This window comes from Archangium sp. (assembly GCF_057119385.1).
In genome coordinates, this window is record NZ_DBNGVP010000051.1 from 48,894 (window position 1) to 67,068 (window position 18,175).

The 18,175-nt window shown below is 68.3% G+C and carries 17 protein-coding genes; 9 read left to right on the forward strand and 8 right to left on the reverse strand.

Translation table 11 applies throughout. The annotated features are described in order from the left end of the window. Window positions 1-14: 14 nt before the first annotated feature. Window positions 15-344 (reverse strand): TFIIB-type zinc ribbon-containing protein, encoded by a 330-nt coding sequence (locus AC16DP_RS11580; RefSeq protein WP_329732986.1) that lies wholly within the window; start codon window positions 342-344, stop codon window positions 15-17. Window positions 345-528: 184 nt separating this feature from the next. Between AC16DP_RS11580 and AC16DP_RS11585 the strand changes: the two genes are divergently transcribed. The 3 genes from AC16DP_RS11585 to AC16DP_RS11595 all read left to right on the forward strand — a co-directional run bounded on the left by AC16DP_RS11585 (window position 529) and on the right by AC16DP_RS11595 (window position 5,405). After that, window positions 529-3,639 carry a DNA translocase FtsK gene (locus AC16DP_RS11585; RefSeq protein WP_329732987.1) on the forward strand — a complete coding sequence of 1,037 codons (3,111 nt, stop codon included), beginning with the start codon at window positions 529-531 and terminating at the stop codon, window positions 3,637-3,639. Window positions 3,640-3,836: 197 nt separating this feature from the next. Beyond that, entirely contained in the window at window positions 3,837-4,136 is a 300-nt protein-coding gene (locus AC16DP_RS11590) for an antibiotic biosynthesis monooxygenase family protein (RefSeq protein ID WP_329732988.1), read from the forward strand. Window positions 4,137-4,160: 24 nt separating this feature from the next. Further along, window positions 4,161-5,405 (forward strand): THUMP domain-containing class I SAM-dependent RNA methyltransferase, encoded by a 1,245-nt coding sequence (locus AC16DP_RS11595; RefSeq protein ID WP_329732989.1) that lies wholly within the window; start codon window positions 4,161-4,163, stop codon window positions 5,403-5,405. Here the strand turns inward: AC16DP_RS11595 and plsY are convergent. Together plsY and AC16DP_RS11605 are read right to left on the reverse strand one after the other, a co-directional pair. Next, window positions 5,322-5,903 carry a glycerol-3-phosphate 1-O-acyltransferase PlsY gene (plsY, locus tag AC16DP_RS11600; protein WP_329732990.1) on the reverse strand — a complete coding sequence of 194 codons (582 nt, stop codon included), beginning with the start codon at window positions 5,901-5,903 and terminating at the stop codon, window positions 5,322-5,324. The two genes, AC16DP_RS11595 and plsY, sit on opposite strands and share 84 nt — an antisense overlap. A gap of 9 nt (window positions 5,904-5,912) precedes the next feature. Beyond that, window positions 5,913-6,344 (reverse strand): DUF2752 domain-containing protein, encoded by a 432-nt coding sequence (locus AC16DP_RS11605; RefSeq protein WP_329732991.1) that lies wholly within the window; start codon window positions 6,342-6,344, stop codon window positions 5,913-5,915. A gap of 66 nt (window positions 6,345-6,410) precedes the next feature. Between AC16DP_RS11605 and AC16DP_RS11610 the strand changes: the two genes are divergently transcribed. Both AC16DP_RS11610 and AC16DP_RS11615 read left to right on the forward strand, forming a co-directional pair. Then, entirely contained in the window at window positions 6,411-6,941 is a 531-nt protein-coding gene (locus AC16DP_RS11610; protein ID WP_329732992.1) for a DUF4920 domain-containing protein, read from the forward strand. Between the two features lie 3 nt (window positions 6,942-6,944). Further along, the gene (locus tag AC16DP_RS11615) at window positions 6,945-7,550 is read left to right on the forward strand and encodes a hypothetical protein (RefSeq protein WP_329732993.1); all 606 of its coding nucleotides are present in this window, start codon (window positions 6,945-6,947) and stop codon (window positions 7,548-7,550) included. A gap of 157 nt (window positions 7,551-7,707) precedes the next feature. On the opposite strand, the gene AC16DP_RS11620 is transcribed toward AC16DP_RS11615, so the two are convergent. The 4 genes from AC16DP_RS11620 to AC16DP_RS11635 all read right to left on the reverse strand — a co-directional run bounded on the left by AC16DP_RS11620 (window position 7,708) and on the right by AC16DP_RS11635 (window position 14,415). Then, window positions 7,708-8,625 (reverse strand): hypothetical protein, encoded by a 918-nt coding sequence (locus tag AC16DP_RS11620; RefSeq protein WP_329732994.1) that lies wholly within the window; start codon window positions 8,623-8,625, stop codon window positions 7,708-7,710. Window positions 8,626-8,716: 91 nt separating this feature from the next. Continuing rightward, a complete protein-coding gene (locus tag AC16DP_RS11625) occupies window positions 8,717-10,252 on the reverse strand; it encodes a radical SAM protein (RefSeq protein ID WP_329732995.1) in 1,536 nt (511 codons plus the stop codon). Between the two features lie 134 nt (window positions 10,253-10,386). After that, entirely contained in the window at window positions 10,387-11,283 is an 897-nt protein-coding gene (locus AC16DP_RS11630; protein ID WP_329732996.1) for a hypothetical protein, read from the reverse strand. A gap of 30 nt (window positions 11,284-11,313) precedes the next feature. Beyond that, on the reverse strand, window positions 11,314-14,415 hold the full coding sequence (locus AC16DP_RS11635; protein WP_329732997.1) for a TonB-dependent receptor: 3,102 nt from the start codon (window positions 14,413-14,415) through the stop codon (window positions 11,314-11,316). Window positions 14,416-14,740: 325 nt separating this feature from the next. Here AC16DP_RS11635 and AC16DP_RS11640 point away from each other — a divergent pair, with 325 nt between their 5' ends. From AC16DP_RS11640 to AC16DP_RS11655, 4 genes are all read left to right on the forward strand, one after another. Then, complete coding sequence (locus tag AC16DP_RS11640) at window positions 14,741-15,499, forward strand: energy transducer TonB (RefSeq protein ID WP_329732998.1); 759 nt, start codon at window positions 14,741-14,743, stop codon at window positions 15,497-15,499. A gap of 68 nt (window positions 15,500-15,567) precedes the next feature. After that, window positions 15,568-16,257: a MotA/TolQ/ExbB proton channel family protein gene (locus AC16DP_RS11645; protein WP_329732999.1), complete on the forward strand. Its 690-nt coding sequence runs from the start codon at window positions 15,568-15,570 to the stop codon at window positions 16,255-16,257. A 104-nt stretch (window positions 16,258-16,361) separates the two neighbouring features. Further along, on the forward strand, window positions 16,362-16,787 hold the full coding sequence (locus AC16DP_RS11650; RefSeq protein ID WP_329733000.1) for an ExbD/TolR family protein: 426 nt from the start codon (window positions 16,362-16,364) through the stop codon (window positions 16,785-16,787). A 2-nt stretch (window positions 16,788-16,789) separates the two neighbouring features. Then, on the forward strand, window positions 16,790-17,293 hold the full coding sequence (locus tag AC16DP_RS11655) for an ExbD/TolR family protein (RefSeq protein ID WP_329733001.1): 504 nt from the start codon (window positions 16,790-16,792) through the stop codon (window positions 17,291-17,293). A 92-nt stretch (window positions 17,294-17,385) separates the two neighbouring features. Here the strand turns inward: AC16DP_RS11655 and AC16DP_RS11660 are convergent, their stop codons facing one another. Then, the gene (locus AC16DP_RS11660) at window positions 17,386-18,048 is read right to left on the reverse strand and encodes a hypothetical protein (RefSeq protein ID WP_329733002.1); all 663 of its coding nucleotides are present in this window, start codon (window positions 18,046-18,048) and stop codon (window positions 17,386-17,388) included. Window positions 18,049-18,175: the final 127 nt, after the last annotated feature.

Genomic DNA, 18,175 nt, shown 5'->3' on the forward strand with positions numbered 1-18,175 from the left:
CCGACCTCCCGCGACTACTTGTTCTTGAAGAGGTTGAGGACGGCGCCCATCCACCGCCCGTCCTTCTCGTGCGCCATCTGGTGCTGCAGCCGCTCCAGCTCGCCCGAGTCCAGGAAGACGCCGTGGCAGTTGAAGCAGGTGTCGATCTCGACGTCGCCCCGCTGCACGGGCTGCAGGTCCATGCCGCACCTGGGGCACTTCATGAAGTGCAGCTTCTTGAGATCCTCACGCTGCTGGGCGGCCATCGACTGGGACTGCTGGAGGGCCAGCTTGCGCTTCTTTTCGATTTCCTCGCGCGCGAAGTATTCCTCTTCGGTCGACGACGGCTTGTCCTGGGTGGCCATGATGTAGGTCTCCTTGGTTCCGCTACGCGGCCGGAGCAACATACATGCTCCATTCCCGGGTGGTGCCTCAAAGTGGTAGCGCCGTGTACCTCTGGACGGCCCGCCGGAAAATTGACCGGACCCCCTCCCTCCCTACACTCCGCGGACGGCTGCTACAGCCCGCTACGGGGAGTGTGAGGAAGTCATGGCGGAACGGAAGGCCAGAGCGGAGAAGACGGTCCTTTCGCGGCAGGAGATCGCCACGCGCCGCAAGGCCCTGGCGGAGAAGAAGGCGCAGAAGGGGGTTGGGGAAGAGTCAGGGCCCGGGCAACGGGCGCTGATCGGCCTCTTCCTGATGGCCATCTCCATCCTGTCGTTGGTGTCGGTGGCGACCTTCAGCGCGAAGGACCGCAGGGGGCCTGGCTTCGAGAACGCGGTGGGGCCCATGGGCCACCTCATCGCCGAGGGCCTGCGGGGCATGCTCGGGGTGTGGGCCTATCTGCTCCCCCTGTGCGGCGTCTACGCGGCCATGGTCGTCTTCGTGGGCAACCGGGAGCGGCGGCGCTGGCCGCAGCTGGTGGCCTTCGTGCTGCTCACCCTGAGTGGCGCGGTGCTGGCCCAGCTCTTCATCGGCACCCAGCCCGGCCAGGCCCACCCGCCTGGAGGCTTCGTGGGCGCCACGCTCGGCGGCATGCTGGTGGGGCTGTTCTCCACGGTGGGCACCATCATCCTGGTGACCACGGTGTGCGCCGCCGCGCTGATCGTCGGCACGCAGTACACGTTCCTCAAGCTGTGCTCGCTGGCGTGGGCCGGGGCCTGTGTCGTGGGCCGGCGGCTGCAGGAGAACGCCCTGGTCTTCTGGGAGCAGCAGAAGGAGGCCTACAAGGAGCGTCAGGAGCGCGCCGCCAAGGAGAAGGAGGAGGAGGACGCCTTCCTCGCGGAGCTCGAGGAGGAGGAGGCCGAGCTGGAGGAGGCCGAGCGTCTGGCCCTCGAGGCGGAGGAGGCCGAGCAGGAGGCCATGGCCGAGGAGGCCGTGCGTCTGGCCCGCCAGGAGGAGAAGGAGCGCGCCGCCGCGGCGAAGCTGGCCGCCAAGGAGGCGCGAGAGCTCTCGAAGCAGACCGCCCGCGAGGCCCGGGAGAAGCGGCCCGAGCTTCCCGCTGGCCAGCAGCCCGTCATCGTGACGCCTCCGGGGGCGCCCGCGCGCCCGGCACCGGGAGCGGATCCGGCGTGGGCGGCCTTCCTGTCGCCCTCGCCCGCCGCGCCTCCGGCCGAGGCCGCGAAGGGCAAGCGGGGCAAGGCGCCGAACATCGTCACGGGTCCCGAGACGCCCGCCGACGCGCAGGCCTCCGAGCCCGTGCTGGCCGCTGCGCCCGGGGCCGCGCTGGCGGCTCCGGCGGCCCAGGCTCCGGCCTCGCCCGCGGCCCTCGTGCCGGCTCCGCCCTCGGCGCTGGCGCGCACGCCGCTCATCGTGGAGCCCAAGGCCCCGCCCAAGCCCACCGCCGTCGCCGTCAAGAAGAAGGACCAGGAGCAGTTCCAGTTCGTCGGTGGCCGCACCAGCTTCTCGCTGCCCCCGCTGGACGTGCTGGAGATCGAGAAGAAGGAGCGCTCGGCGCTCGACAAGGACGCCTTCCTCAGCACGGCGGAGAAGCTGCGCGCCAAGCTGGCGGACTTCGGCATCTCCGGCGAGGTGGTGGAGATCCGTCCCGGCCCCGTGGTCACCATGTACGAGTTCCTCCCGGGGCCCGGCATCAAGGTGAGCAAGATCGCCGCGCTCCAGGACGACCTGGCCATGGCCATGGAGGCCATGCGGGTGCGCATCGTGGCGCCCATCCCCGGCAAGGGCGTGGTGGGCATCGAGGTGCCCAACCGCGACCGCGAGACGGTGTACCTCAAGGAGATCGCCGAGCAGGACGTGTTCCAGAAGGCCGGCAGCCGGCTGACCATGTGCGTGGGCAAGGACATCGAGGGCATGCCGTACGTCTTCGACCTGGCCAAGGCGCCCCACCTGCTCATCGCGGGCACCACCGGCTCGGGTAAGTCCGTAGCGGTGAACTCGATGATCATGAGCATCCTCCTGAAGTCCACGCCGGAGGAGGTCCGCTTCATCATGGTGGACCCGAAGATGCTCGAGCTCTCGGTGTACGAGGGCATTCCGCACCTGCTGTTGCCGGTGGTGACGGATCCGAAGAAGGCGGCGCTCGCGCTGCGCTGGGCCGTGGAGGAGATGGAGCGGCGCTACCAGATGCTGTCCGAGGCGGGCGTGCGCAACATCGCCGGCTTCAACAAGTTCGTGGAGACGCAGGACGCGGAGAAGTCCAACGCGAAGCCCGCCGAGGAGTCCGCGAAGAAGGCCGCGCCGAAGAAGCCCAAGAAGGTGGTCGTGGTGGACGTGGCCACGCCCGAGGACGCCATCATCGAGGAGTCCCACTCCGCCAGCACCAACACGGGTCCCGGGGTCGCCGCCCCGAAGGACGACGTGGAGGAGCTGCGCGAGGCCCTGCCCGAGCCCGAGGAGGCGCCGGAGAGCCTGCGGGCGGCGGACGAGGACGATGACGACGGGATGTCGGACGCGGTGGAGGCCGCGCTTGAGGCGGCCGGGGAGTCCGAGTCGTCGCGGGAGGAGAAGCGGGAGTGGAAGAAGCTGCCGTACATCGTGGTCATCATCGATGAGCTGGCGGACCTGATGATGGTGGCGAGCCGCGAGGTGGAGACGTACGTGGCGCGCCTGGCGCAGATGGCTCGAGCGGCCGGCATCCACCTGATGGTGGCCACGCAGCGTCCGTCCACGGACGTCGTCACGGGCATCATCAAGGCCAACTTCCCCACGCGCATCAGCTTCATGCTGCGCTCGAAGCCGGACTCGATGACGATTCTCGGCACGGTGGGCGCCGAGGCGCTGCTGGGCATGGGCGACATGCTCATCATGCCGCCCACGAGCGCGCACCTGCAGCGTGTGCACGGCGCGTACGTCTCGGAGAACGAGATCAAGCACGCGGTGGACCACCTGAAGGCGCAGGGCAAGCCGGTCTACGACGAGTCCATCCTCAAGCCGCGCGACGAGGAGGGCGAGGGTGGTGGAGGCGAGGAGGACGAGCTGTCCGACGAGCTGTACGATCAGGCGCTGGCGACGGTGAGCGAGATGAGGGCGGTGTCCATCTCGATGCTGCAGCGCAAGATGCGCATCGGCTACAACCGTGCGGCGCGAATGATCGAGCGGATGGAGCGGGACGGAGTGGTGGGTCCCGCGGACGGAGCGAAGCCGCGCGAGGTGCTCATCCGGGGCGTGGGCGAGATGCCCGGAGCCGGAGCCGCCTGACCCCAGCCGCCCTTCTCCCCTGCCGCCAATATCCCCTCTCCCCCCGGGAGAGGGACGGGGTGAGGGTATCCGGGTCCCAGGTTGCCCCTGTGTATGCCCCCTCTTCCCCTGGGAGAGGGCTGGGGTGAGGGTATGCAGTTCCCAGCGAGAACCCGTGGGCCCCACCCCGTCACGGAAGCGGGAAGCAAGCCGCACCCATGACCGTTGCCCGCACGATGATCGTCACCATCAATCGCTTCCGGACCTCCGCGGAGGAAGCCGAGCGCCTGGAGGTCTCCTTCCGGGAGCGCTCGCGCCGGGTGGACCAGTACGAGGGGTTCCTCGGGCTGGAGGTGCTGCGCTCCTTCGAGCCGGAGCCCGAGTTCCTGCTGGTGACGCGCTGGAGGGACCGGGAGAGCCTGAAGGCCTACTTCCAATCCGAGGACTTCAAGGAGACCAAGGCGGCCAGTGCCCGGCAGGACGCCACCTTCAGCATGTACGAGGTGGTGGCGGAGTGAGCAGCTTGATAAGGCGAGCCCCCTATGGCTGAACGTCTCGCCCTTTTCGCCACCACCGCCCGCGGAACCGAGGACCTCCTGGCCGAGGAGCTCAAGGAGCTCGGCGCGCGCCGCATCCGGCAGGACCGGGGCGGGGTGCGCTTCATGGCCTCGCTCGACGAGGCGCTCAAGGTGTGCCTCTGGTCGCGCATCGCCATGCGCGTGCTCTACCCGCTGGGCGAGTTCGAGGCCCATGGCGCCGAGGGCCTGTACGAGGCGGTGGCGAGCGTCCCGTGGGAGGAGCACCTCACGCCGGACACCACCTTCGCGGTGGAGGCCACGCTCAAGGACAGCGAGCACAGCCACACGGGCTTCGTGGCGCTGAAGGTGAAGGACGCGGTGGTGGACCGGATGCGCGACAAGCAGGGCGCGCGGCCGGACGTGGACCCCCGGAATCCAGACGTGCGCGTGGTCGCCCACCTGGTGCGCGAGCGGCTGTCGCTCTCGTTGGACCTGTGTGGCGAGCCCCTCCACCGCCGGGGCTACCGGGTGCGGCCGACGCCAGCCCCGCTGAAGGAGACGCTGGCGGCGGCCCTGCTGCGCGCGGCGGGCTACACGGGCGAGGAGGCGCTGGTGGACCCGATGTGCGGCTCGGGCACCCTTCTCATCGAGGGAGGCCTCATCGCCCGGCGGCGAGCGCCCGGCATCGCGCGGGACTTCGCGGTGGAGAAGTGGCCGCACCTGGGCGCGCGGGCGCGGGAGCTGCTCGAGGACCTGCGCGCGGATGCCCGCCGCAACGAGCGCAAGGTGACCGTCCCGATTCTCGGCTTCGACAAGGATCCCGAGGCGCTGGAGGCGGCGCGGCGCAACGTGAAGGCGGCGAAGCTGGCGGAGGAGATCCTCCTGGAGGAGGGAGACGCAACGAAGCTGCCGCCCCTGCCCGCCTCGGGAGGCCTGCTGCTCACCAATCCGCCTTACGGAGACCGGCTGGGCTCGGGCGGACAGAAGGGCATGAAGAGCTTCTACTTCAAGCTGGGCGACAGCCTGCGGGCGCAGGCGGGCTGGCGCGTCTGGGTGCTCTCGGGCAACCCGGCCTTCGAGAGCGCCTTCCACGCGCGGCCCCGGAGCCGGCGCGACCTGTGGAACGGCCCCATCGCCTGCACGCTGCTGGGCTACTCGTCGGTGCCGGTGCGCGGCGAGCCGAAGTCAGAAGCGCCGCTCGGTGTGCCGCACGAGCCGCTGGATGTTGCTCCGGTGCGTCCAGACGATGAGGGCGAAGAGCAGCGCTGAGAGCCACGCGTACTCGGGAGCGCGGGCGGTGAGGGAGGCGACGGCGACGGCGGTGACACCCCCGGCCAGGGAGCCCACGGAGCTGACGCGCCAGGCAGCCACGAACCCGGCGTAGACGAGCGCCCCGGCGAGCGCCCCCAGCGGCACGAGCACGACGAGCACCCCGAGCGCGGTGGCCACGCCCTTGCCACCGTGCAGCTTGAGCCAGACGGGGTAGACGTGGCCGAGGAAGGCGGAGAGCGCCACGGCCGCGTGCAGGCGGGGCGCCTCGGGCTCGAGCCAGAGGGCGAGGGCGACGGCGAGGGCGCCCTTGAGCGCATCCAGCAGGAGCACCACGGCGCCGAGCTTCTTGCCGGCCACGCGGGTGACGTTGGTGGCGCCGATGTTGCCGCTGCCGCTCTGACGGACATCCACGCCGCGGACCCAGCGGGTGAGCAGCACCCCGAAGGGCACGGAGCCCGCCAGGTAGCCGAGCAGCAGGAGGGCGGCGGGGTGCACGGGAGCGTCCTAGGTGAGCAGGTGGGGGAACTTCGTCTTCACCACCACCCAGGCGTAGTTGAGCAGGACGACGGTGGCGACGGTGATGCGGGCCCAGTGCCACTCGGTGGGAGACAGGTGGAGTTGGGGGATGGGCATGGCGAAGACGAGGTGCAACACCATGACCACGACCATGAGGGCGAAGAAGAGGGCGGCCACCGTGCCGAGCGGGTTGGCGTCCCAGGCGCCAGCGAAGTTGAAGTGGGCGACCCGGTCGGCCACCCGCGTCAGTCCGCAGCCGAGACAGGGCCAGCCAGTCGTTTCTCGCAGGGCACAACCCCAGAAGGGGACGAGCCGCGCCACGGGGATGTAGCGGGCGATGAGCAGACCGAAGAGGCCCACGAGACCGAGCACATCGGCGGGGCCGAAGGTGCGGTTGGGCTTGGGGAGGGTGACCTTCACGTCCGGTAGTGTAACCGGGATGGCGGGCGCCTTGCCCGGACAAAGGCTTCGAGCTATCCGTGAGGGATGAAGACCTTCCGCTCCGCCCTGCTGACGCTGTTGGCCCTTCCCCTCGTGGCGCTCGCCGAGGCCCCTGCCTCGAAGCCGGCCGTTCAAGAGGATTGCCCCCACCCACCGGCCCCCGCCGCCGAGGCCAAGCCCACCGCGGGCTGGACGCTGACGCGGGGCGAGGCGCTCAAGGGGGCGCCGGCGGTGAAGCTCTCCGAGCTGCTGGCGAAGCCGCAGGCGCACGAGGGCAAGACGGTGCGGGTGGAGGGCCAGGTGCGCAAGGCGTGCGAGAAGAAGGGCTGCTGGATGGAGCTCGCCGAGGGCGCGAAGGGCGCCGGGGTGCGGGTGACGTTCAAGGACTATGGCTTCTTCGTGCCGCTGGACTCGGCGGGCTCGTCGGCGCGGGTGGAGGGCGTGGTGAAGGTGACGGAGCTGAGCGAGTCCATGGCGAAGCACTACGAGGCCGAGGGCGCGCAGGTGCCGCGTGGCGCGGACGGCAAGCCGCGCGAGGTGCAGCTGGTGGCCACGGGCGTCGAGCTGCGCCGCTGAGCGATGGCGCGCGGCTTCAGCATGAGGGGCGTGATGGGCGCGGCCGATCGGGCCGTGCAATACGCCCGGAACTGGTTGCTGGCGACCGAGCCCGGCTCGCGCGTCCATGACGTGCAGGACGATCCGCGCTTCCAGCACCGAGGGGTGGACCTCTTGTGGGAGCTGCCCTCGGGAGAGGTGCGCGGCATCGAGGTGAAGGGAGACCGGCAGCCCCGGCGCCGGCGCTACTTCTTCGAGCTGGTGTCCAACCTGGAGCGGGACACGCCGGGGTGCTTCCTGTACAGCGGGGCGGACCTGCTGGTGTACGTCTTCCTGGCGCAGGGGGAGCTGCACGTGCTGCCGCTGAAGACGGTGCGCGAGTGGTTCCTGCCGAGGGCGAAGTCGTACGAGCTGCGGCACACCTTCACGCAGACGGGGGCCATCCGCTACACGACGGTGGGGGCGGTGGTGCCGGTGAAGGACGTGCAGGAGGCGGTGCCGGAGGTGAAGTACATCCCCCTGCCCCGCCGGGGACAGACGGCGGAGGACGTCCAGGCCGAGCAGGCCGCCGCGGAGACCCAGGCCGTCGCCCAGGCCCAACAACCTCCCGAGGAAGACGTCCCCTACTGAGCCCCTCTCCCCTCGCCCTCCGGGAGAGGGACGGGGTGGGGTATCGGGACTCCTGGGTTGAACCCCGTGGCCCCACTTGGGGACCACGGGGGGGAACACCGTGACGAAACACCCTCACCCTGACCCTCTCCCGAGGGGAGAGGGGGGGTATCACCGCTCAGTGCTGATGCTGGTGACGGCGGTGGCCGGGGTGGGCCTCGTCATGGGCCTTCTCGACGCGGGCGCGATCCTTGGCGAGGGCCTCGAGCGCGGTGCGATCGCCGATCTGCTTGTAGGCGTGCTCCAGGCGGGCGACGAGATCCAGCGCGAGGTGCCAGTCCTGGATGCGCTCGGCCTCCTCGAGGAGGGGGCGGCCCACGGCGGCGACCTTGTCATTGGCCTTGAGGTGCAGCAGGCCGTCCACGGCGAGCACGCGGGAAATCGGCGTGCGCGAGCTGTCCATGGCCGCCTTCTGCAGGTCCTCGAGCGCCGCGTCGCGCTCCCCGTGGGAGGCGCGGATGATGGGCTTGGCGATGCCGCGGCGATCCGGCAGGAGGAACTCCTCCAGGTCGGCGAAGGCCTCGGCGTGCTGGCGGTGGCCGGCCTTGGCGAGCATCTCGGCCAGGTCGTCGAAGGCGCGGGCGGCGCGCTCGTCGAACACGCGCAGGGCCTCCTGCATGAAGCCGGTGTCGGGCTCGCCCTTGTCATTGACGGGCACGCGCTTGCGCACCTCGTTCATCCGCTCGAAGGCGGAAGCCACGGGAGCCTGCTGCATGCCCTGCAGGAGCTGCCCGAGGGAGCCCATCAGCTGGGCGAGGCTCTCGGAGAGCTCGTACGGGGCGAGCCGATCGGACAGCCAGCGCTTCCACAGCTCCCCGGCCGCGGCGTACGGGAAGGGGGCGAACTGGCCGGTGCCCTTCCACTTCGGCATCCAGCTCTCGGCGATGCCCGCCGGGTACTGCTTCTCGGCGAGCTGGCGGAAGTCCGCCTCGCTGACCGTCACGCCATAGTGCCCGAGCGTCCCGACGATGGCGTCCGTCGAGTAGTCCTTGAGCCCCTTGCGCTGCCACGCCTTGTCCACGCGATCCGTGCTCACTGCCGCTGAAGCCTCCTGGCGCCTGGAAGCGGCGCGTGTGGCCTTCTAGCAGAGAGCGGGCGGCCAGGGGCAAGGTCTGGCCGCGCCAGTGTCAGACGTAGGGCGGAGCGACGTTCTCCACCCGGGGCCACTCGGTGGGCCGGCGCCGTCCATCCTCCACCCGGCGGGCGATGAAGGGCTGACAGTCACGCTCCTGGAAGGCGCGCTTGAAGGCGGCGAAGCTCCCACCGGCCTTCCAGGCGTCCATGGCGGCGAGTCCCGCCTCGGGGCCGCACTGGGCGAGCATGTACTCCACCCAGGCCCAGCGGGCCGACGTGGGCCGCACCTCGGCGCGCCCCTTGAGGCCCTTGCGCAGCCGCTCCAGCCGGCCCTCCACCTCGCGGATGCCGGCGAAGGGGGCTCCATCCAGGGGGGTGTTGCGCTTGGCCACGAAGGGCGCCACGCCCAGCGCCACCGGCAGAATCCTCGACAGCTCCGTGGTGAAGCGGGCCAGCTCGTCGACGTCCGCGTCCTCCTCCAACGGCAGGCCAACGACGTTGTACACCTTGAGCTGCCGCATCCCCGCCGTCTTGGCGAAGTTCGCCGCGCGGATGATCTGCTCCTCGGAGTGCTTGCGGTCCACCAGGTCCCGCATGCGCTGCGAGGCCCCATCCGCGGCCACGGTGAGGTTGGTGGCGCCCCCGCGCCGCAGCTGATCCACCAGTTCCTGGGTGAGCCGGTCCGCGCGCAGCGAGGACACGCCCACCTCCCGGCCCGAGTCCACCAGGGTGCGCAGCAGCTCGACGATGCGAGGGTGGTCCGTCACGGCGGCGCCCACGAGCCCCACGCGCCGGGCATGCTCGGGGATGAGCGACAGCACGCGCTCGGGAGGCACGGTGCGCATGCCGCCGTTGGTGGTGCGCCGCATGACGCAGTAGTGGCACCCGCGCGAGCACCCGCGCTCGGGCTCGATGAGGAACATCGAGCGCAGCTCCGTGTGGGGGGTGATGATGGCCGAGCGCGCCGGCAGCCGCGCGTCCGAGGCCTTGCCCACGTGGTAGCGCCTGCCTCCCCGCCCGGCCACGCGGAAGCCCGGGATGCCCGCCAGGTGCGTCAGCAGGGCGTCCTTCTCCATGGACGCGGCTGCCTCCAACAGCACGTGGATGAGGTCATCCGCCTCGCCCTGCACGAGCACGTCCACGAAGGGCTCGAGCGGGTCCGGATTGGAGAAGGTGAGCGGCCCGCCAGCCACCACGAGGGGGTGACGCTCATCCCGCTCCTCCTTGAGGAGGGGGATGCCGGAGAGGTCCAGCATGGAGAACAGGCCGGTCATCTCCAGCTCGTAGGCCACGGAGAAGGCCAGCATGTGGAAGCTGGAGACGGGGGCCTGCGACTCGAAGGTGAAGAGGGGCGTGCGCGTGCGGCGGTACGCCTCCACGTCATCGGGCAGGAAGGCACGCTCGGCGGTGGCCCCCGGGTGCTCGTGAATCTCCCGGTACATGGCCTGGTAGCCGAGCGAGCTCATGCCCACGTGGTAGGGGCTCGGATAGCAGAGCGCCACCCGGTAGGGCGCCTCCTTGCGGAGCGTCCCCTGCTCATCGGCCAGCAGCGCCGCGACACGTTCAACCAGTGAGTACCGACCCTCCATGCACCTTCCCGGAAAGACTCGTAACGGAGTTCAACCGTCCATAAACACCGCGGCCCCGGGCCGCCACTCCCACGTGGGGGAGGAGCAACCGGGGCCGCAGTTCACTTCAGCTCAGCCTCGCAGAGGCCGCTTGCCTACTTGTTCTTGAAGGCAGGCACGCCCTTGGCCGGGTTCGGCACGCAGGCGGGGTCACCACCGGCGATGCCCTCGACGCACACCGCGTCGAAGTCCGGGTTGAGGCCGGAGCCCTCGGCGCAACGATCCGCGGCGTTCTCCTCGGTCGGGTTGGCGAAGGCCTCGGGATCGCAGCCCACCTGCGGCCACAGCGCCAGGACCGTGTACTCCGCCTCGCAGTCCGGGCCGTCCGAGTACTTGAGCGTACCCGCCAGCTGGGTGCCAGGCGCGGACGGATCCGAGTACACCTTCACGTCGCTGAACGTGTAGGTGAGGCTCTCGGCGGGAGCGACCACCACGGTCTCACCCTTCACTTCGTCCTCACGGACCACTTCCTTGGCCGTCACGCTCGCGGGCTTGAAGCCCGTGGTGGCGCACAGCCCCTTGTCATCCGGCTCGTCGGCGAGGGTCTCGGACAGAGCGGTGGCGGCCTTGGCGATCGCGTAGTTGTTGTCACGCGCCCCATCGACACGCTCCACCGTGACATCCTTCATCACGACCGCGCCCTTGTCGTCCACCTTCACGGTGCCGTCGGCGTTGAGCACCTCGTCCTTGTAGGTGACCTCGAACTTCGAGGCGAGCCCCTCCGGCCGGATGCCGATGTAGGCGCGCTTCTTGGTCAGCCGCTCGTTCGCGCCCTTCTCGAACTCGATGTACTTGTAGACACCGAGCGCCTCACCCTTCAGCTGACCGCACGACGACTTCGCGTCGCCGTTCTTCAGCACGTACACGGCCTGCCACGGATAGTCCGTGGAGTCCTGCACGATGCAGCCGGCGGACGGCTGCTCGAGGCTGCAGCCGGAGATGACACCCGCCGCACCGAGGAGAGCCACTGCAGTAACGATACGCTTGCTCATTGTTTCGAATCCCAATCCGGCAAGAGGTTCCTAGAACGTGTACTTCAGACCGAAGCGGATCTGACGGGGGGCCTGGTACGACGTGGCCTTGGTCCAGTTCAGGTTGCGCTGGCTCTCGGTCATCGGCCTGCCGTTGGCCTGCGTCACCTGCTCGGGCTTCAGGTCCATCGGGTTTCCGTCGATCTTGCCACCCTCGATGGGCAGCACGTACACGCCCGCGTTGGTGAAGGCGTTGTCGACCGTGGCGATCTCCTGGAAGTTGAAGAGGTTGAACACGTCCAGGCTGAACGACACGATGTTGCTCTTGTTGATCCGGTAGTTCACACCGATGTTGGAATCGATGTTGTTCACCCACGGGGTGCGGCCCACGGAGCCGCGGTTGAGGATGAACGCCTCGGTGCCGCCGTAGATGGGGTGACCACCCAGGGCGCTGATGGGCGTACCGGAGTTACCACGGTAGGACAGGCCCAGGCTGGCGCTCAGATCCTTCGTGAAGCTGAACTCCTTGGCGCCGAACAGCTTGATGGCGTGGGTGCGGTCGTAGGGCAGCAGACCCTCGCGGTTCTCCAGCAGCGACGTCAGGTCGAAGTCCGAGGTGATGTTCGGATCGAGCTGGCCGTTCTCCGGACGGAACAGACCGGCGTAGTTGCCGTACAGCCGCGACCAGGTGTAGCTCGCCTGCGCCAGCCAGCCATCGCTGAAGGTGCGGTTGAGGAGCACCGTGACCGCGTCGTAGTTACGCGTGGCCTTCGGGAACTCCTTGGCGAAGCCCTCGCTCGGGTTGCCGATGAAGTACGTGTGGCCGTCATCCCGGCTCATGTCCTCGATGACCGAGTTCATGTAGCGGTGGGTGTAGTTGGCACCCAGGCGGATGTTGGCGAGCAGCTCGTACTCGGCGCCCACGAGGAACTCATCCGAGCCCTGCGGCTTGAGAGCCGGGTCCACCGGCGTGGTGTCCACCTTGCCACCGAGGTACTTGAAGCTCGGATCCAGGGTGGTCAGGCCCTCGTCACGCTCGATGACGGAGGAGTCCTTGCGGCACTCGTCCTGCCCCTCACGCGTGGTGATGGTGGCGGGATCGCACGGCGCACCCGCACCACCCTGGCGGTAGGCGGCGTAGCTGGCCTCGGGCGGGAACGCGCGGTCCGCCATGTTGAGCGGCACCTGCTCGTAGTAGCGAGCGAAGTTCGCGTACACCTTCATGCGGCCGTTGGCCATCGGGTCCACGACCAGGCCCAGGCGCGGAGACACCTGGTTGGGCAGCACGATGCCCAACTGGCCGGTGGCACCGTACATCCACTGGGTGTCGTAGCGGACACCGGCGTTGAGCGTCACGCGGTTGGCGATCGTCCAGCTGTCCTGGATGAAGCCACCCACCGTGGTGCTGCGCGACAGGGAGTCCTGGTAGGCCAGGTTCACCGGCTGGTCAGGACCGTTCTGGTAGCCGTAGCGGCGCGAGTCCAGCCAGCTGTTATCGGCCTCCTCGGCCAGGGTCACGCCACCGGAGAAGGTCTTGCGCTGCTGGTAGCTGAGGAGCTCCAGGTCCGCGCCGGCCTTGAACACGTGGTTGCCGAGGGCGCTGAACATGTACGTCGCCTTGGCATTGGCCTGGTAGCGGTCCAGCAGACCGTCCGAGATGAGGCCAGGACCACCGGCGAAGTACGAGCGCACCGGGCAGGCGAGCCGGCCGCCCTGGCCGTCCGCGTTGCAGAGGGCCCGCGCCTCATCGCCCAGGTTCTCATACGGCAATCCCGCGATGGAGCGCAGGTTGCGGAACTGGATCAACGACAGACCGGCCAGGCCCTCCATGGAGCCGATCTTGGAGCCGTCGCTCGGCAGCGTGGCGGACGTCTGGTGGAACCAACCCAGGTTGGCGTCGATCAGCACCTTCTTGTCCATCAGGGCGCCGGCGTACTTCAGGGCCACCGTGGTGGAGCCGGCCACGCCCTGCGTCTGGCCGTAGCTGTTCGGATCACCGTTCAGCGTGCCCGGCAGAGCGCCCGAGCGGGCGTTGATGGCCAGCGCGCCGTTACCGCCCGACACGCTCGGGGTGCCGGCGAGCGAGACGGAGACGTTGTGGTCCTGGTTGATGAGGTACGTCAGCTTGCCCATGTACTGCAGGCTCTGACCGGTGACGTCGTACTCGCGCTCGGAGCCCGGGATCCGCTGCGACTTGTTGAAGCCGGTGACCGGATCCCTCGCGACGCGGCGGCCCGTGGTGCCGTCCGGCCGCGTGAACTCCTCGGTCTCGAAGGCGTTGATCGCGCGCGTGTGGGTGTAGTTGCTGAAGGACGGCGCCACACCGGCGAAGAACCAGAGCTTGTCCTTGAGGATCGGACCACCGAGGGTGGCGCCGAAGTCACCGATGGCCTGCAGGTTGTTGCGGCCGGTGATCACCGAGGCGTTGCTCACCACGGGGGTGCGCTGGCCCTCGAAGACGCCCGGGGTCAGGTTGCCGTAGACGGAGCCGTGGAACTCGTTGGAGCCGGACTTCGTCACCGCGTTGAGCACGCCGCCGGTGGAGCGGCCGTACTCGGGCATGTAACCGCCGGTGATGATGTTCACGTCCTGCACGAACTCGACGCTCAGCGGGCTGCCGTTGACGCCGAAGGCCGGGTCGTTCGTGGACAGACCGTCCACCACGTACCCGTTCTCAGGGGACGTGGTGCCGTTGATGGACACGCCGTACGCGTCGCTCTGCGCGCCCGGGGCCAGCTCGGCCAGGGACTCGAAGGAGCGCGCCGCGCCACCCTTGCCACCCGGACGGTTCACCGCGATGCGCTTGATGAAGTCCTGATCCACGTTGACGCCGACGCTGGTCGAGCCGACGTCGATGGTCGGCGGCGTCGCCGTGACCACGATCGTCTCGCTCATCTCCTCGGGCAGCATCTCCACGTTCACGCGGATGGTGCGATCCAGGCGCAGCTGGATCTCCGAACGCGAGAACGGACGGTACGACTCCTTGTCGAACCGGAGGGTATAGACGCCGGGCGGCAGCTGGGGAATGCGGTAGTTACCCTGCGCGTCCGTCACCACGACCTGCTCGCCCTGAAGATTGGGCGACGTCGCCGTGACGACCACGTCCGCGACAGGCTTCTTGTTATCGGCACCAACGACCGTACCGATGATCACGCTATCGGCGTAAGCCGCGGTCCCGTACGACAGGCTCGCGACCACAACCACTCCAGTTGCCCGGAGCATCCGTCTGACATGCATGCTGGGAACCCCTCCAAGGTGGGCTTGCACTGCAACTAAAATGGTACGGGAAAATACCTGGGGTCTACCAGTTGTCAATATGCCGTTGCTTTTTGGTGACTACTGGGGCATTGGCCGATCACGCGGGTGGCCTTCCTGGGTGGGGTCACTTGCACCCGTTCCCGGTTTTTGTAATGTAGCTCGCCTTTTGCGATCCGGGCGGGACGAGGTGGGTGTCCACCGGAGTTCAGGAGCGTTGCGCATGTTCGACTCTGTCCTTGACCGCGGACAAGGCCCCAAGACGCGTTTCGGCGTGGGCACCTTCATCTCGGTCGCCCTTCACGTCGGTCTCTTCGGCTTCTCGTTTTGGCTCTCCGCGCAGCCCCAGAAGGAGAAGGAGAAGGAGGTGGAGGTCACCTTCAAGCAGGCCATGGCGCCTCCGGCCTCGGCCGCTCCTCCGCCGCCTCCACCGCCTCCGCCCGCGAGGAAGAGCAACCCCACCAAGAAGCCGGTGGTGAAGAAGCCGGACGTCATCGTCCAGCCCAAGGAGATCCCCCAGGAGAAGCCGCCCGAGGTGGAGCCTGATCCGAACGCGGGTGAAGAAGAGGAGGCCAGCGAGGAGGAGGTGGAGGGAGGCGTCGAGGGTGGCGTGCCCGGCGGTGTGATCGGCGGCGTGGTGGGAGGCGTGGTCGGCGGAGTGCTCGGCGGCCAGGTGGGCAGCACCGGAACGGACGTGCTTCCGTTCGGCGCGGGAATGACCCGACCGGAGAAGATGTCGGGTCCGGCGCCGCAGTACACCCGCGAGGCCCTCGAGGCCCGCGTTCAGGGTCTGATGATCGTCAAGTGCGTCATCACCACCGAGGGAGCGATCGAGCGCTGCCGCATCATCAAGCCGTTGCCCCACATGGAGCAGGCGGTGTTGGATTCGCTGTATGCTCAGCGCTACAAGCCGGTGACGTTCCAGGGCCGGCCCGTCCAGGTCGACTACACCTTCAACATCCGTCTGAGCCTGCCCCGCTAGTGCAGGGGACCGCTTTGTCGTAACCGCCGTACCCCAACCGCGCTCGAGGAGGAGCGCTTTCATTCCCCATGGATCATTCTGCTAATTTCACGCTTGCTGGCATCTGGGCATCCACGGGTCCGTTCGCCCGCGGAGTCATCTTCAGCTTGGCGATCATGTCCATCGCGTCGTTGGTGGTGATGGCGGAGCGCATCATCGTCTTCCGCAAGACCCGCAAGGACTCGCGTAATTTCGCCGCCAAGATGGGCGCCATCCTGGCCAAGGGCGATCTGCAGCAGGCCGCCAACACCAACATGGGCAAGGACGTGGGCCACCTGGGCCGGGTGATCGGCTCCGGTCTGACCGCGTACCGCATCAGCCCTTCCGACAAGGAAGTGGCGGTGGAGTCCGTGGCGCGCGCGCTGGAGCGCCAGGCGCAGCGTGAGGTGCAGAGCCTCAAGCGCGGCCTGGGCGTGCTGGCCACGGTGGGTTCCACGGCCCCGTTCGTGGGTCTGCTGGGCACCACGATGGGTATCGTGACCGCCTTCCAGCTCATGGCGGCTTCCGGCGCGGGTGGTCTGGGGACCATCTCCGCGGGTATCGCCGAGGCGCTCATCACCACGGCCTTCGGTCTGCTGGTGGCCATCCCGGCGGTGATGGCCTACAACTTCCTGTCGGGCTGGGTGGACGCTCGCTCGGTGGACATCTCTGAGTCGTCCAACGAGTTCCTGGACGTGGTGGCGCGCCATCTGGGTGGCTCGCACACGCCCCAGGCCTAGTCCCCCCCGAGAGCCAAAGGCCCGCCTCCTCGTGCAACGGGTCTCCGTGAACCGGAGACCTCACGTGGGGCGGGCGCTCTCATTGTCCAGGAACAGGTGCACGCATGGGAATGTCCGTAGGCGGCTCCCAAGGGGGCCCCAAGAGCGACATCAACGTCACGCCGCTGGTGGACGTGGTGTTGGTGCTCCTCATCATCTTCATGGTCGTCACGCCCATGCTCCAGCGTGGCAAGTCCGTCACCCTGCCCAAGGCGGCCAAGGTGGAGGACGACAAGGGCGGTACGAACGATCCGGATCCGATCATCCTCTCCGTCACCAACGACAAGAAGATGTTCGTGGAGCAGGACGAGTATGACGCGGCGGGGCTGGAGGCGAAGCTGAAGGACACGCTCTCCTTCCTGCCCAACAAGAAGATCCTCCTCAAGGGAGACAGTGCCCTCACCGTGGGCGACGTGCGCCAGGTGATGGAGGTCACCCGCAAGGCCAAGGCCAAGAAGATCTTCCTGGGTGTCGAGGAGCTGAAGAACTAGCCATGAGTGCCAAGCGCAAGTTTGTCAAAGCCGCGACCCCCCCCAACTCGGACATCAACGTCACGCCGCTGGTGGACGTGGTGCTCGTGCTGCTCATCATCTTCATGGTCGTCACGCCGCTCCTCGAGAAGGACATCGAGGTGCGCATTCCGGAAACGGAAGACGTCCCCGTGGAGCAGATGCCGCAGGACAACAGCCAGCTGATCGTCAAGCTGGACGCCGACGGCACCTACTCCATCAACACCGAGACGGTGCAGAAGGATGAGTACGTCAACAAGCTCAAGCGCATGTTGACCGCCAAGAAGAAGGAGGACCGCATCGTCTTCTTCGTGGCGGACGACAAGGCGAACTACGGGCTGCTCGTGGCCGCCTTCGACGGCGCCAAGCAGGCCGGCGCCTTCGTGCTGGGCATGGCCACCGAGGACATTCCGGCCGCCGCCGCGGCTGGGGGTGCTCCGGTGGATCCGAACGCCGCTCCGGCGCCGGCTCCGGCCCCCGCTCCGTAGTCACAGTGAGATTCACAACCCGGGAGCTCGCCGGCGAGGGTCCTTCACCCTGATGCCCGGCGAGCTCCTGGTGTTTCCGGGCTGCCCCTCCCCTACTGCATCAGCTGGAGCGAGGCCTCCGTCTCCTCGGGCGTGGCCGGCAGGGGCGACTCCAGCGCCGCCACCAGATCCGGATCCATCATCTCCCGGTAGATGAACTCGGCGATCAGCCCCGTCACCATCCAGATGGGCAGGATGTAGAGCGACGTCATCTGCCAGAGGATGGCGCCGCTGTCCGCGTAGTACCAGATGCGGTAGCCCGTCAGCTTCTCCAGGAACACCCCGCTCAGGCCCTCGAAGACGAGGATGGCGTGGCCGTAGAGCACCGCGCGCAGCAGCGTGGGCTGGCGGAAGGTGCGGCGGTAGATGGCCTCGATGAAGAAGAAGCAGGCCACGCCGTAGATGACGAACATCCACAGCGAGCACTGGCCGTACCCCGCGACGATGGGCGTGTCCCAGATGTCGTTGAGCGGCAGCCGATCATCCACCCGCCACTGGAAGCGGAAGAGCAGCTCGAGCAGCGGCACGTGCCGGGCGATGCGCACCAGGTTGTAGAAGAAGATCTCCGACGACAAGCCCACCATCCCGTAGAGGCAGAAGCGGAAGACGGCGAACGTCAGCTTCAGCCGGGCGTTTCTCTTCAGATCGCCTCGGCGGACGTGGATGGACGACCGGGAGTCGCTTACCGGGTGCGGGGCCAGGACGGAGTGTTCCATGGCTTGCCAGATTAGCCGACTTTCACACCAGCTGTCCGCTTCCTCTCTCACGGTAAGAGCAGGTGAGCGGAGAGGACCCTCGGGCGCGAGACGCGCCATCCAGAGCCGGGGACACCGGTGGTGCGGC